The organism is Pseudomonas orientalis (assembly GCF_022807995.1).
In the GTDB taxonomy this organism is placed as follows: Bacteria; Pseudomonadota; Gammaproteobacteria; order Pseudomonadales; family Pseudomonadaceae; genus Aquipseudomonas; species Aquipseudomonas orientalis_B.
In genome coordinates this window covers 3,757,831-3,772,534 of the sequence record NZ_CP094351.1, presented here as the reverse complement: position 1 = coordinate 3,772,534, position 14,704 = coordinate 3,757,831, and the positions used below count along the sequence as shown (strand labels likewise).

At 59.6% G+C, this 14,704-nt stretch carries 18 protein-coding genes; 10 read left to right on the top strand and 8 right to left on the bottom strand.

Annotation, left to right across the window (positions count from 1 at the left end; all coding sequences use genetic code 11):
* Window positions 1–46: 46 nt before the first annotated feature.
* The 4 genes from MRY17_RS16685 (at window position 47) to MRY17_RS16670 (ending at window position 2,853) form a co-directional block, all read left to right on the top strand.
* The gene (locus tag MRY17_RS16685; protein ID WP_065952927.1) at window positions 47–760 is read left to right on the top strand and encodes a DUF969 domain-containing protein; all 714 of its coding nucleotides are present in this window, start codon (window positions 47–49) and stop codon (window positions 758–760) included.
* Window positions 757–1,707 carry a DUF979 domain-containing protein gene (locus MRY17_RS16680; RefSeq protein ID WP_181285461.1) on the top strand — a complete coding sequence of 317 codons (951 nt, stop codon included), beginning with the start codon at window positions 757–759 and terminating at the stop codon, window positions 1,705–1,707. Before MRY17_RS16685 ends, MRY17_RS16680 begins: the two co-directional genes overlap by 4 nt.
* Window positions 1,708–1,714: 7 nt before the next feature.
* Window positions 1,715–2,344, top strand: coding sequence for a pyroglutamyl-peptidase I (pcp, locus tag MRY17_RS16675; protein WP_243352521.1), 630 nt, complete (start codon window positions 1,715–1,717; stop codon window positions 2,342–2,344).
* A gap of 62 nt (window positions 2,345–2,406) precedes the next feature.
* Window positions 2,407–2,853, top strand: a complete 447-nt coding sequence (locus MRY17_RS16670; protein ID WP_243352520.1) for an anti-virulence regulator CigR family protein — start codon at window positions 2,407–2,409, stop codon at window positions 2,851–2,853.
* A 6-nt stretch (window positions 2,854–2,859) separates the two neighbouring features.
* Here the strand turns inward: MRY17_RS16670 and MRY17_RS16665 are convergent, their stop codons facing one another.
* From MRY17_RS16665 to MRY17_RS16655, 3 genes are read right to left on the bottom strand one after another with little or no spacing between them, the layout of a single operon-like run.
* A complete protein-coding gene (locus MRY17_RS16665; RefSeq protein WP_191952017.1) occupies window positions 2,860–4,260 on the bottom strand; it encodes a heavy metal sensor histidine kinase in 1,401 nt (466 codons plus the stop codon).
* Window positions 4,257–4,928, bottom strand: a complete 672-nt coding sequence (locus tag MRY17_RS16660) for a heavy metal response regulator transcription factor (protein WP_181285457.1) — start codon at window positions 4,926–4,928, stop codon at window positions 4,257–4,259. Before MRY17_RS16660 ends, MRY17_RS16665 begins: the two co-directional genes overlap by 4 nt.
* A gap of 42 nt (window positions 4,929–4,970) precedes the next feature.
* On the bottom strand, window positions 4,971–5,231 hold the full coding sequence (locus MRY17_RS16655; protein WP_181285456.1) for a DUF2790 domain-containing protein: 261 nt from the start codon (window positions 5,229–5,231) through the stop codon (window positions 4,971–4,973).
* A 203-nt stretch (window positions 5,232–5,434) separates the two neighbouring features.
* Between MRY17_RS16655 and MRY17_RS16650 the strand changes: the two genes are divergently transcribed.
* Window positions 5,435–6,130, top strand: a complete 696-nt coding sequence (locus MRY17_RS16650; RefSeq protein WP_181285455.1) for an HAD-IA family hydrolase — start codon at window positions 5,435–5,437, stop codon at window positions 6,128–6,130.
* Here the strand turns inward: MRY17_RS16650 and MRY17_RS16645 are convergent.
* Window positions 6,112–6,375, bottom strand: a complete 264-nt coding sequence (locus MRY17_RS16645) for a hypothetical protein (RefSeq protein ID WP_181285454.1) — start codon at window positions 6,373–6,375, stop codon at window positions 6,112–6,114. The two genes, MRY17_RS16650 and MRY17_RS16645, sit on opposite strands and share 19 nt — an antisense overlap.
* Window positions 6,376–6,580: 205 nt before the next feature.
* On the bottom strand, window positions 6,581–6,775 hold the full coding sequence (gene csrA / locus MRY17_RS16640) for a carbon storage regulator CsrA (RefSeq protein WP_003192511.1): 195 nt from the start codon (window positions 6,773–6,775) through the stop codon (window positions 6,581–6,583).
* Window positions 6,776–7,036: 261 nt separating this feature from the next.
* On the opposite strand from csrA, the gene MRY17_RS16635 reads away from it, so the two are divergent.
* A complete protein-coding gene (locus tag MRY17_RS16635; protein ID WP_181285466.1) occupies window positions 7,037–7,402 on the top strand; it encodes an SPOR domain-containing protein in 366 nt (121 codons plus the stop codon).
* A gap of 31 nt (window positions 7,403–7,433) precedes the next feature.
* Here the strand turns inward: MRY17_RS16635 and MRY17_RS16630 are convergent, their stop codons facing one another.
* From MRY17_RS16630 to MRY17_RS16620, 3 genes are all read right to left on the bottom strand, one after another.
* Window positions 7,434–8,123 (bottom strand): endonuclease, encoded by a 690-nt coding sequence (locus MRY17_RS16630; protein ID WP_243352519.1) that lies wholly within the window; start codon window positions 8,121–8,123, stop codon window positions 7,434–7,436.
* Window positions 8,124–8,127: 4 nt separating this feature from the next.
* Entirely contained in the window at window positions 8,128–8,379 is a 252-nt protein-coding gene (locus MRY17_RS16625; protein WP_170827563.1) for a DUF1654 domain-containing protein, read from the bottom strand.
* A gap of 196 nt (window positions 8,380–8,575) precedes the next feature.
* A complete protein-coding gene (locus tag MRY17_RS16620; RefSeq protein ID WP_181285453.1) occupies window positions 8,576–9,664 on the bottom strand; it encodes an asparaginase in 1,089 nt (362 codons plus the stop codon).
* 452 nt (window positions 9,665–10,116) lie between these two features.
* On the opposite strand from MRY17_RS16620, the gene MRY17_RS16615 reads away from it, so the two are divergent.
* The 4 genes from MRY17_RS16615 to MRY17_RS16600 are packed head-to-tail and all read left to right on the top strand — an operon-like array spanning window position 10,117 to window position 14,688.
* Window positions 10,117–11,076: a sugar ABC transporter substrate-binding protein gene (locus MRY17_RS16615; RefSeq protein ID WP_181285452.1), complete on the top strand. Its 960-nt coding sequence runs from the start codon at window positions 10,117–10,119 to the stop codon at window positions 11,074–11,076.
* 58 nt (window positions 11,077–11,134) lie between these two features.
* Window positions 11,135–12,688, top strand: coding sequence for a sugar ABC transporter ATP-binding protein (locus MRY17_RS16610; RefSeq protein ID WP_181285451.1), 1,554 nt, complete (start codon window positions 11,135–11,137; stop codon window positions 12,686–12,688).
* Window positions 12,685–13,662 (top strand): ABC transporter permease, encoded by a 978-nt coding sequence (locus MRY17_RS16605; protein ID WP_003174987.1) that lies wholly within the window; start codon window positions 12,685–12,687, stop codon window positions 13,660–13,662. The genes MRY17_RS16610 and MRY17_RS16605 overlap by 4 nt, the downstream gene beginning before the upstream one ends.
* 3 nt (window positions 13,663–13,665) lie before the next feature.
* On the top strand, window positions 13,666–14,688 hold the full coding sequence (locus tag MRY17_RS16600) for a LacI family DNA-binding transcriptional regulator (RefSeq protein ID WP_065952942.1): 1,023 nt from the start codon (window positions 13,666–13,668) through the stop codon (window positions 14,686–14,688).
* Window positions 14,689–14,704 lie beyond the last annotated feature (16 nt).

Below are 14,704 nucleotides of genomic sequence, written 5' to 3'. Positions count from 1 at the left end.
TCCTGCTGTAATGGCGCCGCAGCGCGCACTAAAGGACCTCTTCGCCATGCAAACTGTTGTGAATTTATGGCCGTTGATCGGCGTACTTGTCATCGTGGTCGGCTTTGTATTGCGCTTCAATCCATTGCTGGTGGTCACTGCCGCCGCTATCGCTACCGGGCTCGCCGCCCAGTTTCCGCTGGAAAAAATTCTCGCCACCATGGGTGATGGTTTCCTCCAGACCCGTGCGCTGCAATTGATCCTGTTGTTACCGCTGGCGGTGATTGGCCTGTTGGAGCGCCATGGCCTGCGCCTGCATGCACAGAACTGGATCGCCCGTTTCGAGCGCGCTACGGTCGGGCGTTTGCTGATCATCTATCTGTTTGTACGTGAATCCACCGCAGCCATGGGCCTGACCAGCCTGGGCGGGCATCCGCAGATGGTGCGGCCATTGCTGGCGCCGATGGCCGAAGGTGCTGCGGAAAAACGCTATGGCAAGCTGCCCGACAAGTTGCGCCACAAGGTATTGGCCATGTGTGCCGCCACCGACAACGTGGGGTTGTTTTTCGGTGAGGACATCTTCGTCGCCTTTGGTGCGATCGCCTTGATGCACACCTTTCTGCTGGGCTCGGGGATCGATGTGGAGCCGCTGCATATTGCGGTGTGGGGCATCCCGACGGCGATCTGTGCCTTTATCATTCATGCCATCCGGCTGCATCGATTCGATCGAAGGTTGACCCGTGAGATGACCGCCGCCCCCTCGGTGGAGGCCGCGCAATGATTATTTCCATTCAGTACCTGTACTGGCTGGCCGGTGTGCTGTTGCTGATCACCGCCGGCATGATCCTGCTGGATCGCACCCATCCCAAGCGTTGGTCCAGCGCACTGTTCTGGCTGCTGTTTGCCATTCCGTTCCTCATGGGAGAGCGTCTGCCTTCAGTGGTCATTGGTGTCGGCGTCGTGGTAATGGCGGTAATCGCCGGCCTGGGCGGGGTGGGCCGTGGGCAGCATGCCGAACTGCATGACAAGGCATCCCGCGCCAGTGCCGGTCGCCTGGGACACAAGCTGTTTATCCCTGCGCTGGCCATTCCGCTGACCACGGTAATCGGCTCGGTCTTGCTCAAACACACCGAAATCGGCGGTGTGCCGCTGCTCGATCCGAAGAACACCACCTTCGTTTCTCTCGGCATCGGCTGCCTGATTGCCCTTGGCCTGGCCTGCTGGCTGACCCGCGATACGCCCGTGCAGGCCTTGCGCGAATCGCGTCGCCTGACCGAAGCCCTGGGTTGGGCCATGGTGCTGCCGCAGATGCTGGCCATGCTCGGGCTGTTGTTCAACGAGGCCGGGGTGGGCACGGCTGTCGCCCACGTCACTACCACCTATATCAACCTGGATTTCAAGTTGGTGGCGGTGATGGTCTATGTGCTGGGCATGGCGTTGTTTACGGTGATCATGGGTAACGGCTTCGCGGCGTTCCCGGTGATGACCGGTGGCGTCGGTGTGCCGGTGCTGGTGGGCATCTACGGCGGCAACCCGGCGGTCATGGCCGCGATCGGCATGTTCTCCGGCTACTGCGGTACGCTGATGACACCAATGGCGGCCAACTTCAATATCGTGCCCGCAGCATTGCTGGAACTGCCGGACAAGAACGCGGTGATCAAGGCCCAATTGCCGACTGCGTTGATGATGCTGGTGGTCAATATCGTGCTGCTTTATCTGCTGATGTGAGGCCAGGATGAAAACCCTATTGCTGACCGGCTTCGAGCCTTTCGATCATGACGTGGTGAATCCATCCTGGGAGGCGGTGCGCCTGCTGGAGGGGGTGAAACTGAATGATGAGGTGGGGATCGTCGCGCGCCGATTGCCCTGTGCCTTTGCCACTGCTGCCGAGACCTTGATTCAACTGATCGAGGAATTGCAACCGGTCATGGTCATCGCCACCGGCTTGGGCCCCGGGCGCAGTGATATTTCCATCGAGCGCGTCGCAATCAACGTCAATGATGCGCGGATCCCGGACAACCTGGGCGCCCAGCCGATCGACACGGCGGTGGTAGAAGGTGGCCCGGCCGCCTACTTCTCGACGTTGCCGATCAAGAGCATGGTCAAAGCGGTGCGTGAAGCGGGTATTGCGGCCTCGGTTTCGCAGACGGCGGGGACTTTCGTATGCAATCAGGTGTTTTATCGGTTGCAGCATGCGCTGGCAGGCTGCGCAGTGCGCAGTGGGTTTATCCATGTGCCCGGCTTGCCGGAGTTCGGCCAGCCGTCGATGGCGCTGCCGGTGCTGGTGGAGGGACTGCGCGTTGCGGTCTCGGCCGCCTGGCAAACCCGGATGGATATCGTGGAAACAGGTGGTCGGGTGAGCTGATTCTGTACGGGGTGGAGTAGCCTCGACTACAGTTAACCAGGCATCCATCCGGGAAGTACACCATGATCAAATCCTCGAAGTTCGTCTCTGTCGCGCTGTCGCTCGCAGTCTTTGCAGGCAGTGGAATGGCTCTGGCTGATCCCGGCAACGGCAAGGGCCAAGGCAATAACAAAGGTAATAGCTCGGCGGGACAGGGCCACGACAAACCCAAGAGCAAAGGTTCGGCCAGTAAACACGGCCCCAGCGTTGATCGAGGCAGTGTACTGAGCCTGGTGGGCGGTAACCGGGATTACTGGAGCCCGGGGTCTGCATTGCCGCCGGGTATTCAGAAAAATCTGGCGCGCGGCAAGCCGCTGCCGCCCGGTATCGCGAAGAAACTCGATGGACGCCTGGCGGGGCGCCTGCCCCATTACGATGGGTATGAATGGCAACAGGCGGGCACGGATCTGATATTGGTCGCCATCACCACCGGTATCATCTATGAAGTGCTCAATGGGGCGTTTGATTGAAGGGATTCACGCTTCCCGTGCGGGGAAAAACAGCTCGAACGTTGTCACGCCGTCTTCGCTGCTGACGTGATACCGCCCGTTATGCAGTTGCATGATGGTGGCCACGATTGACAGCCCCAGTCCATTGGATTGGGAGGACCGCTCGCGGGACTCATCCACCCGGTAGAACCGTTCGAACAGCCGCGGCAGATGCTCGGCGGGAATGGTCGCACCCTGGTTGCTGACCCTCACGTTGACGCCCTCGTCGGTTGCAATCGCTTGGACGCTCAGCTCCGAGCCCGGCGCGCCATACTTGATGGCGTTGGCGCACAGGTTGGCCAGGGCGCGGCGCAGGAGCATCGGCTCAGCCCAGATCACGCCTGCGCCCTGGACTGCGATGTGCATGCCTGCATCAGCGGCCAACCCTTCGAAATAATCCGCGATGCGCTCCACTTCATCCGCTGCGTCCAGCGCCTGGCGTTGGCGCAGCGCGCTGGCCGGGTCGGTGCGCGCCAGGAACAGCATGTTGTCGAGCATCCGCGCCAGGCGTTCGAGCTCCTCGACATTGGACGCCAGCAGTTGCTGGTAGCTGTCGACACTGCGCTGCTGCTGCAAGGCAACCTGGGTTTCGCCGAGCAGGTTATTGATCGGCGTGCGCAGTTCATGAGCCATATCGGTTGAGACCTGGCCCAACTGCACAAAACCTTTGGATAAACGCTCAAGCATGGTGTTGAACGACTCGATCATCGGCAGCAGTTCTTTCGGCGCGCCCTGGCTGTCGAGGCGCTCGGCCAGGTTGCCGACGCCGATCCCTTGCGCGTGCCGGGCCAGGCGGCGCAAGGGCAGCAGGCCGCGATGCACCAACAGGTAACCGGCCAATGCCAGGATGATCGCAGCGATACTCGCCAGGATATAAACGCTTAATCGATAGCTGGCGAGTACGGCGGTGCGCTCGGTCATCAGGCGGCCGCTGGTGACTTGCAGGCTGCCCAGGTCGCCGGAGTTGATCGTCGCTGCCACCGTCGAAAAGGGGATGCCGTTGAGCCCCGGCAAGTGCTGCACATCGCTCAGCGCCAGTACGTGATTGCTCGGCACCGGTTCTATCACAGGCAGTTCGATATTCGCCGGGTTCACCAGTAGCAAGGGTTGTTGACCGGGGGCGGCGATGCTCAATACCGATTCGCGGTTGCCGAGCATGTTCTGGAACAATTCGGGCTTGGTCTTGATCAGGTCCAGAGTGTTGCTGTCGCTGAGCAGATTGCGCAGTTGATCCACGCGGGAGATCAGCGCGGTGTCGTCGCGGCGGATCAGCTCGCGCTCCAGTTCGCGGTACAGCGCCACACCCAGGGTGGCCAGCAAGGCAAAGGCGAGCAGGGCGAAGATCAGCGCCAGGCGCAGGGTCAGCGAGTAATGACGACTGCGGCTCATGGCTGAGTATCGAAGCGGTAGCCGATGCCACGCACGCTGTGGATCAACTTGAGTTGAAACGGATCGTCGATTTTCAAGCGCAGGCGCCGCACGGCCACGTCGACCACATTGGTGTCGCTGTCAAAATTCATGTCCCATACCCGCGAGGCAATCAGCGAGCGTGAGAGCACCTGGTCCTGGTGGGTGGCGAACAGGTGCAACAGGGCGAACTCTTTATTGGTCAGGGTAATGCGCGTGCCAGAGCGGGTGACGCGGCGCTTGAGCACATCAATGTGCAGGTCGGCGATGTGCAGGTGCTCTTCTTCCCGTGTCGGGCCGCGCCGTGTCAGGGTGCGCAGGCGCGCGACCAGTTCGGCAAAGGAGAAGGGCTTGATCAGATAGTCGTCGGCGCCCAGCTCCAGGCCCTTGATACGGTCGGCGATATCGTCGCGGGCGGTCAGGAACAGGACCGGCGTATCGGCCTCCTTGCGCAGACGGCGCAGCACTTCCCAGCCATCCATTTTCGGCATCATCACATCGAGCACGATCACGTCGAACGGCGTTTCCAGGGCCTGGTGCAGACCGTCCACGCCATCGCGGGCCAGGCTCACGCTGTAGCCCAGTTCCTGCAAGCCGTTGAGCAGATAGTTGCCGGCCTTGGGTTCGTCTTCGACTACGAGGATGTTCATGGGAAATGCCCTGATTCAATGGGTTGCGCCAGTGTAGCCTGATCAATTGTCACTGGCGCAACCGGTGCCTTGCACCTGGTAGTCCAGCACGTGCTCGCGGTCCTGATGATCCAGGTAGCGCAGTTGCGCCGGGACGATACCGCATTGACCATAGGTGTCGGTACTGGACAGGACCTTGGCGACATCCAGATGGACGAAAAAGCCGGTCTTATCATGGATCACGGGAGCCATCGGGGCGGTATCGGCAGCGAATACCGAACCAGTGGCGAGCAAGGCAGAAAAGACAAGAGCAAAGCGTTTCATGGCGAATCTCTCTGTGAAGGGTGGCTGCCGGGGTTGGCAGTGAGTTCACAGTAACCAGGCGACCCGAACAGCCAGCCAACAGGATGATGACAAGTTCGTCATTCAACGCTTGGGGCGAGCGCCTCGCAGCGTTTACAAGTGGCGAGGTGAACCGTAGATTGCATGGCATCAATCATTGCTTGAACACCTGGGGAAGCCGCGTCGTGTCCAGCCCAAATCCAGCCGTACTTACCCGGCATTACCGTGCCTTTCTGTTCGATATGGACGGGACCCTGCTCAATTCCATTGCCGCCGCCGAGCGGGTATGGAGCCGTTGGGCGCAACGCCATGGCCTGGATGTGGAGGCGTTCCTGACCACCATCCATGGTGCCCGCGCGATTGATACGATCACGCGCCAGGCGTTGCCGGGTGTGAACGCCCAGGCCGAGGCGGCGTGGATTACCGAAGCTGAAGTGAACGATGTCGAGGGTGTCGTGGCAATTTCCGGTGCGGTTGAATTCCTGAAACGCTTGCCTGCCGATCAGTGGGCACTGGTCACGTCTGCGCCCAGGGCACTGGCATTGCGCCGAATGGCAGCTGCGGGGATTCCCGTGCCTGCGGTAATGGTGACGGCCGAAGATGTCACCAGCGGCAAGCCAAATCCGGCCTGTTACCTGCTCGGTGCCAAGCGCCTGGGTGTGCCTGTGCAGGATTGCCTGGTGTTCGAGGATGCAACGGTGGGCATTCGGGCCGCAGAAGCGGCGGGAGCGGAGGTGATCGTGGTGACCACGACGCACATGACTCCCATGGCGACTGAACATGCCTGTATCGATGGGTATGAGGCGCTGCAGGTCCGGCAAGAAGCTGACGGCCTGCTGATTGTGCGAGAGCGCGAAGAAAGTCAGCGTGTTGCTTTTTGATGCGCACGCTGGGCCTCACGCTGGCACAGCTTGCGCAGGATTGTCTTCTGGATCGGCTTGAGGCAGAACGCAAACAGGTAGGCGCAGAGGAGTAATGCCAGGTCCAGCCAGGAGTGGTCAGTCGCGTCGAAAGCCCCCTCGACTTCCAGTCGCAGTCCATACCCGAGCGCCAGAAAGACCAGCCCTATCAGCAAGGTGATCGTCCAGGAAAGGGAAAGCATGGGCTGTGTAACGGTTGGCCTCATCGACGTGCTCCTGAATGCACTCGGACCGCAGGATGACGTGGAATTTGGCTGCAAATGATGCAACAAGTTCCTGACATGATGGCAGTTTCATCTTGCAGTGCGGAGGCATATACGAGGCGTACGGCTTGGATAACGAGGGCGAACGGGCAGATCGGGTTTTCGCCAGCCGTCACGGTGAAGCAAAAGGCTGGCTACTGGAAGTGCTTCAAGGCGTCTGGTTTTTGTCCGGCGCAGTGAGGCCGGCCTGGATGCGCTGATAAATTTCCTCGCGATGCACGGCAACATCCTTGGGAGCGTTGATGCCGATTCGTACTTGCTGGCCGCTAACGCCCAGGATGGTGATCGTGATGTCATCACCGATGTTTATGCTTTCACCAACTTTGCGGGTGAGTATAAGCATGGAGTTCTCCTTGATTACTTTTAAGGACACATGTTCAGACAGGGCAGGTGTCGTATGTGCGTAAGCTTACTGCGAAGCGCTTCCCTGTGACTGCCTCTTTTAGGACGCATAGAGGCGACATTAATTCCCATGGCGGCATCATACAGGTCGCGATACATGATTCGCATTGTTTAAGCCAACGTTTATGACGGCCAGAATAGACAGTGAATGGTAAAGTCGCCTCTTTATCTTCAAAGGAGCAGGGCAGTGCGTAAAGTAGCGATGGCAATTGCGGTGTTGGCATTGGCCGGATGCGGCGAAGGTAAACCTGTCGATGCTCCCAAGGCCAAGCCTGTCGTGACCGAAAGCCAGCCACAAACCGGTGCGATTGCCGCGCAGGAATGGGATGTATGGGTGGGGTCGCCGGATCACAAGCTGCAGGCGATCACTGACTTGACCGCCTGGTTGCTGGAACATGGTTTCAATTTTTACATCGTGAAAGCGGACGGCAAGGACCAGGTACTGCTTGGCCCGTTTGCCACCAAGGCCGAGGCTGAGGCCAAGCAGGCACTGCTCAACGAAAAGATGGCGCGGGCCAAGAAAAACGACACCGTGTCAGAGGTCATCGAACACAAGGCCGTGCAGTAGCAGGCCGGGTGGGCGCAAGCTGCGCCCACCATCAGCCGCAAGCCTTCAGATTCACCGGGCCGACAAATTCATTGCCTCGGCCCATTACACAGCCCACCGTCTGGTTGCGCTGGCGCTCCCAGGCTTGCACCGGGTAGGTCTTGTTCCAGGCTTCATACAATTGACGATCCTGTTTGGACAGGCGCAGGCCGTATTGCTTGCTCATGTAAAAATAGGTGCGTGCGATCATTCCGCGAATCGACGGACGCGGCATGACCTTCTTGGCCTTGAAGTCCACCTGGGTCAGGCATGAACCGTATTGCCCGCTTTGCACCGGCAGCCAGCCGAAGCTGAAGTTGTTACGGTCGCCATTCACCTCGCCGATGCTTGGCACCAGGTTGTGCAGGTCTGCTTCGGCACGCTTGAACACGTCGTCATGGCGCGTGCAGTTTTTGCGTCCGCCGTTTTGCCAACACTGGCGCTGATGGCCGATCTGCCAGGCAGGCACAATATGTTCCCATTCTATGCGCGCAGCGCGGTTGGCGTTTTTGCGCGGGATATAACCGCAGGCTTTCAGGTCTATGCGGTTGCCGGCGTATTTGCAGCCGCAATAAAACTCGGTGGATTGGGGCGCGTAGAGCTTCCAGGCGATTTTTTTGGCTTCACTGAAGGTTCGGGGGGCTTGGGCGTTGGCGGTGACGGCAAAAAACAGGCAGCACACAGCGAAAAAACGGACACTCATTCAATCAATCTTCCTTCGGCACAACCCAGAAAATCTGCACGCCGCCATCGTCCCTGTAGGCGAGGGTGACGTTGTCGTTTTCCGCAATTTCTTCAAGCAGGCGCGCCCACTCGTCCTCGGGCTCATCCGGCAAGCGGAAGATCAACGCCGCCTTGGCTTTTTGGGCATTGGTCGAATTGATGATTTTTTGTACGCGAATGGCCAGGCGTTGGTAGGCGTCAGGCGCTGCAGGTGCTGCGGAGGAGGGCTTTGCCACGGAGTATTCCTTAGTAAGCTGTACGCACATACAGTATTTAACTGTAGGTGTTTTCGCAACTGCTTAAATTCAAAGACATCCGTCTGACAGCGAATTTGGAAATTTGCTGTGATTTGCTGCGAGAAAAAGTTTTAGGCGTGAGCCTGATGTGGCGAGGAAGCACGTTACCTCGCCACAGTTTCAGGTAGGTCTGGAATCAGTATTCCCAGAACATCCGTTGCAGCTCTTTGCTGTCCTGAGTCTTGGTCAGGGCGACCATTGCCAGGATGCGGGCCTTCTGCGGATTCAGGTCAAGGGCAGCCACCCAGTCGTATTTATCGTCTGGCTGTTCAGCGTTACGCAGCACCATGCCACCAGCGTTGACGTGCGAAGAGCGAATGATCTGCACGCCTTGTTTACGCAATTCCACCAGCGCCGGAACGACTTTGGACGACACCGAGCCATTGCCGGTGCCGGCATGGATGATCGCTTTGGCGCCCGCTTGGGCCAGGGCTTTGTAGGCGGTGTCGCTCACGTTGCCGTAGCCATAGGCAATTTCAACGTCAGGCAGGCTCTTGATGGTCTTGATGTCGAATTCCGAATCCATGGTGTGACGCTTGGCAGGCAGGCGGAACCAGTAGGATTTGCCTTCAACGACCATGCCCAATGGGCCCCATGGGCTCTTGAACGCCTCGGTCTTGATATTGATCATCTTGCTCACGTCGCGACCCGACTGGATCTCGTCGTTCATGGTCACCAGTACACCTTTGCCACGCGCGTCCTTGCTGCCCGCGACGGCAACGGCGTTGTACAGGTTGAGCATGCCGTCCGCCGACATGGCGGTACCCGGGCGCATGGAACCGACCACCACGATAGGCTTGTCGGTTTTTTCAACCAGGTTGAGGAAGTAGGCGGTTTCTTCGAGGGTGTCGGTACCGTGGGTGATCACGATGCCATCCACGTCCTTGCTGTCGGCCAATTCGGCGACGCGGCGCCCCAGTTGCAGCAGGTTCTCGTTATTGATGCTTTCCGACGCAATTTGCATCACTTGTTCGCCGCGTACATTGGCGATCTGGCTAAGCTCAGGAACGCCGGCGATCAATTGCTCGATGCCGACTTTGGCCGCCTGGTAGGTGGCGCTGTTGGCAGCACTGGCGCCCGCGCCAGCAATGGTGCCGCCAGTGGCGAGGATCACCACGTTGGCGAGCTTGGTCTTGCTTTCGACTTCTTTTGCCTGAGTGGCGACAGGGAATAGCAGCAGAAGGGCTAGCGCCCCTGGAACAAAGGATTTCAATGCAGATTTCATTATTTTTCTCTCTGGTTTTTGACGAGTGCGGTAGCAGATTTATCCAGAACACCCGGGCGACTCTGAACGCCTCGAGGTGCTGAGAAAGAGCAGGATTTGTACCAGGCCGATGATGAACCAGTAGATAAATTAACTTATTGATTTGAAACAACTTAAATTGCCTGTTCAGGCTGGTCTGACAGGGTGCTGTCCGGCTTTCCGAACGCAGGAGGCGTTGGTGTTCGGTTGTCCGAAAGTGTCGAAGGTATTTAGATGCGGCCATGTGTGAAATCGTCGCTGCTCCTGTCGTTTCAGACAGCAATAGAGGGAACCGTATTTTTCGGAATGAAAGGTGAGCGACTGCCGTTGACAAATCTCGACAAGGTTCTCATAGTTCGGACAACGCAAACGTTTGCGAGATGTTTCTTCGGTGCAAGCGTTGCTCACAATAATCATAAGATCGGAGTACACCCATGAAGCTGCCATTTGCAGGACGTCTTCTCGCTGTCGCTGTGCTTGCCGCCGCATCCGCTGCCCTGCCTCTCTCTTCTGCATTCGCTGACGACGCCGCTGCCAAACCCAAGGTCGGCCTGGTGATGAAGTCCCTTGCCAACGAATTTTTCGTGACCATGCAAGAGGGCGCCAAGGACTATCAGAAGTCCCACGCCGCCGACTTCGACATGATCACCAACGGCATCAAGAACGAAACCGACACCAGCGCACAGATCGATATCGTCAATCAGATGATCCTGGCCAAGGTCAACGCCATCGTCATCGCACCCGCCGACTCCAAGGCGCTGGTCACCGTGCTGAAAAAGGCTTCGGATGCCGGTATCAAGGTGGTCAACATCGACAATCGCCTGGACCCGGACGTGCTGAAAAGCAAAAAACTCGATATTCCCTTCGTAGGCCCGGACAACCGCAAAGGCTCCAAGCTGGTCGGTGACTATCTGGCCAAGCAACTGGCTGCGGGCGACAAGGTCGGTATCATCGAAGGCGTGCCGACCACCACCAATGCCCAGCAGCGCACCGCAGGCTTCAAGGATGCGATGGATGCGGCAGGCATGAAGATTGTCTCCACCCAATCCGGTAACTGGGAAATCGACCAGGGCCAGAAAGTCGCCTCGGCGATGCTGAGTGAATACCCGGACCTCAAGGCGCTTCTGGCCGGTAACGACAACATGGCCCTGGGCGCCGTCTCCGCCGTACGCGCGGCAGGCAAGGCCGGTAAAGTGCTGGTGGTGGGCTACGACAATATCGAAGCCATCAAGCCGATGCTGCAGGACGGTCGCGTGTTGGCAACTGCCGACCAGGCCGCTGCCCAGCAAGCCGTGTTCGGCATCCAGAATGCGCTGAAGCTGGTCAAGGGCGAGAAGGTCGATGCCAAAGATGGCGTGATCGAAACCCCGGTCGAACTCGTCCTCAAGAAGTAATCCCGGCAGCAGCCAACAGCGCCCGCTCGTCCTGAGCGGGCGCCTGGAGATTTTTCCTATGTCATCTTCCGCCCCGAACGCTGTCCTCTCGGTCAGCGGTATCGGCAAGACCTATGCCCAACCGGTGCTGTCCGACATCACCCTCACGCTCAACCGTGGGGAAGTGCTGGCGCTGACCGGTGAAAACGGCGCAGGCAAAAGTACCTTGTCGAAGATCATCGGCGGGCTGGTCACGCCGACCACCGGCAACATGCAGTTCAATGGTCAGGATTATCGACCCGCCAGCCGCACCCAGGCCGAAGCGCTGGGTGTGCGCATGGTCATGCAGGAGCTCAACCTGCTGCCGACGCTGACGGTGGCCGAAAACCTGTTCCTGCATAACCTGCCCAGCCGTGGTGGCTGGATCAGCCGCAAACAGTTGCGCGCGGCCGCCACCGAAGCCATGGCCCAGGTTGGCCTGGATGCAATCGACCCGGACACGCTGGTGGGCAGCCTGGGCATTGGCCATCAGCAAATGGTCGAGATTGCCCGCAATCTGATCGGCGACTGCCATGTGCTGATTCTCGACGAACCGACCGCGATGCTCACGGCCCGTGAAGTCGAAATGCTGTTCGAACAGATTACCCGCCTGCAGGCCCGAGGCGTGGCGATCATCTATATTTCCCATCGGCTGGAAGAGTTGGCCCGCGTGGCCCAGCGCATTGCCGTATTGCGCGACGGCAAGCTGGTCTGTGTCGAGCCGATGGCCAATTATAACAGTGAGCAACTGGTGACCCTGATGGTAGGGCGCGAGTTGGGCGAGCATATCGACCTGGGCGTGCGCACCATCGGTGAGCCGGCCTTGACAGTCAAAGGCCTGACGCGCTCGGACAAGGTGCGCGACGTATCTTTCCAGGTGCGCGCCGGCGAAATCTACGGTATTTCCGGGCTGATCGGCGCCGGTCGTACCGAGTTGCTGCGCCTGATTTTTGGTGCCGACCCGGCCGACAGCGGCACGGTAGCGTTGGGGCCGCAGGCCAATGTGGTGAGCATTCGCTCCCCGGTGGACGCGGTCGCTCATGGCATTGCCCTGATCACCGAGGACCGCAAGGGGGAGGGCTTGCTGCTGACCCAGTCCATCAGCGCCAACATCGCCTTGGGCAACATGCCGGAAATTTCCGCCGGCGGTCTGGTCAACAGTCGCGATGAAACCGCCCTGGCCAAGCGCCAGATCGACGCTATGCGCATCCGCAGTTCCAGCCCGGCGCAATTGGTCTCCGAGCTGTCGGGCGGTAACCAGCAGAAGGTGGTGATTGGCCGCTGGCTGGAGCGCGATTGTTCGGTGATGCTGTTCGATGAGCCTACGCGTGGCATCGACGTCGGTGCCAAGTTCGACATTTATGCCTTGCTCGGCGAGTTGACGCGCCAGGGCAAAGCGCTGGTGGTGGTCTCCAGCGATCTGCGCGAGCTGATGCTGATTTGTGACCGCATCGGCGTGTTGTCTGCCGGACGCCTGATCGAGACATTCGAGCGCGACCGCTGGTCCCAGGACGAATTGCTCGCCGCCGCCTTTGCCGGCTATCAAAAACGTGACGCGCTGCTCAACGAGGCAGCGCCTAGGAATACCCCATGAAAACAACCACTTCCCCCGGCAAAACCGGCGGCAACTTCTACGGCCTGGGCACCTACCTGGGCCTGGCAGGCGCGTTGCTGGCGATGATTGCGCTGTTCTCGGTACTCAGCGATCACTTCCTGTCCTACGACACGTTCAGCACCCTGGCCAACCAGATTCCGGACCTGATGGTGCTGGCGGTGGGCATGACCTTTATCCTGATCATCGGCGGCATCGACCTTTCAGTAGGCTCGGTACTCGCGTTGGCGGCCTCCGCGGTCAGCGTGGCGATTCTGAGCTGGGGCTGGAGCGTATTGCCGGCCGCCGTGCTGGGCATGGGCTGCGCCGCATTGGCCGGTACGCTTACCGGCTCCATCACCGTGGCCTGGCGTATTCCGTCGTTTATCGTGTCCCTTGGCGTGCTGGAGATGGCGCGGGGCGTGGCTTACCAGATGACCGGCTCGCGCACCGCTTATATCGGTGACTCGTTTGCCTGGCTGTCCAATCCAATTGCGTTCGGGATCTCGCCATCGTTCATTATTGCGTTGCTGGTGATCATCGCCGCCCAGTTGGTGTTGACCCGTACCGTGTTCGGCCGCTACCTGATTGGTATCGGTACCAACGAAGAAGCGGTGCGACTGGCCGGCATCAACCCCAAGCCGTACAAAATTCTGGTGTTCAGCTTGATGGGCCTGCTCGCGGGTGTGGCCGCGCTGTTCCAGATCTCGCGCCTGGAAGCGGCGGACCCGAATGCCGGTTCAGGTTTGGAATTGCAAGTGATCGCCGCCGTGGTGATCGGCGGTACCAGCCTGATGGGCGGGCGCGGCTCGGTCATCAGCACGTTCTTTGGTGTGCTGATTATTTCGGTCCTGGCGGCAGGCCTGGCGCAGATCGGCGCGACGGAACCCACGAAACGCATCATCACCGGTGCAGTGATCGTAATCGCCGTCGTACTCGACACCTACCGCAGCCAGCGCGCCAGTCGGCGGGGCTGAGCCATGGCAACGATCAAGGATGTGGCGGCGCTCGCGGGCATTTCCTACACCACGGTGTCCCATGTGGTGAACAAGACGCGCCCGGTCAGCGAGCCGGTGCGCGTCAAGGTCGAGGCGGCAATCAAGCAGTTGGACTATGTGCCCAGTGCGGTAGCGCGCTCGCTCAAGGCCAAGACCACGGCGACGATCGGGCTGCTGGTGCCCAACAGCCTCAACCCGTATTTCGCGGAGTTGGCCCGGGGCATCGAGGATTACTGCGAGCGCAATGGCTATTGCGTGATCCTCTGCAACTCCGACGACAACGCCGAAAAGCAGCGCAGCTATTTGCGCGTGCTGCTGGAGAAACGCGTCGACGGCTTGATCGTGACCTCGGTGGGCGGCGATGACAGTGGCCTTGCCGCTGGCTTGAGTGCGGTGCGTACGCCAATGGTGATCGTCGACCGGGCGCTGGACGGTATTGATGTCGACCTGGTGCGCATCGATCATGAAGAGGGGGCTTACCTGGCGACCCGGCACTTGCTTGAATTGGGCCATCGCGACATCGCCTGTATCGCCGGCCCCGCCCATACCCGCGTGGCGCAAATGCGCTTGGCAGGCTATCGGCGTGCGCTGCGCGAGGCGGGTGTTGAAACAGCGGCCGAGCGCATCCGCGAAAGTGATTTCACCAGCACCGGCGGTTATGCCGCCGCCGTGCAATTGCTTGCGCAGCAACCACCCAGTGCGATTTTTGCCTGCAACGACATGATCGGCTTTGGCGTGCTGCGCGCTGCGGCAGAGCGCAATATCCGCGTGCCGGGCGAGCTGTCGGTGATTGGTTTCGATGACATACAAATGGGTCGCTATGTCTATCCGGCGCTGACCACGGTCGGACAGTCGATCGTACAACTGGGCGAGACAGCGGCCGAATTATTACTGCGACGTATAGCGACACCCCAGCTGCCGGTCGATCAACGCATCGTGACGCCAAGTATTGTCTTGCGTGAGTCGACGGCGCCCTTGGCCGGTGTGTTTGCCCAATACCGCTGAACCGAATTGATGAGTA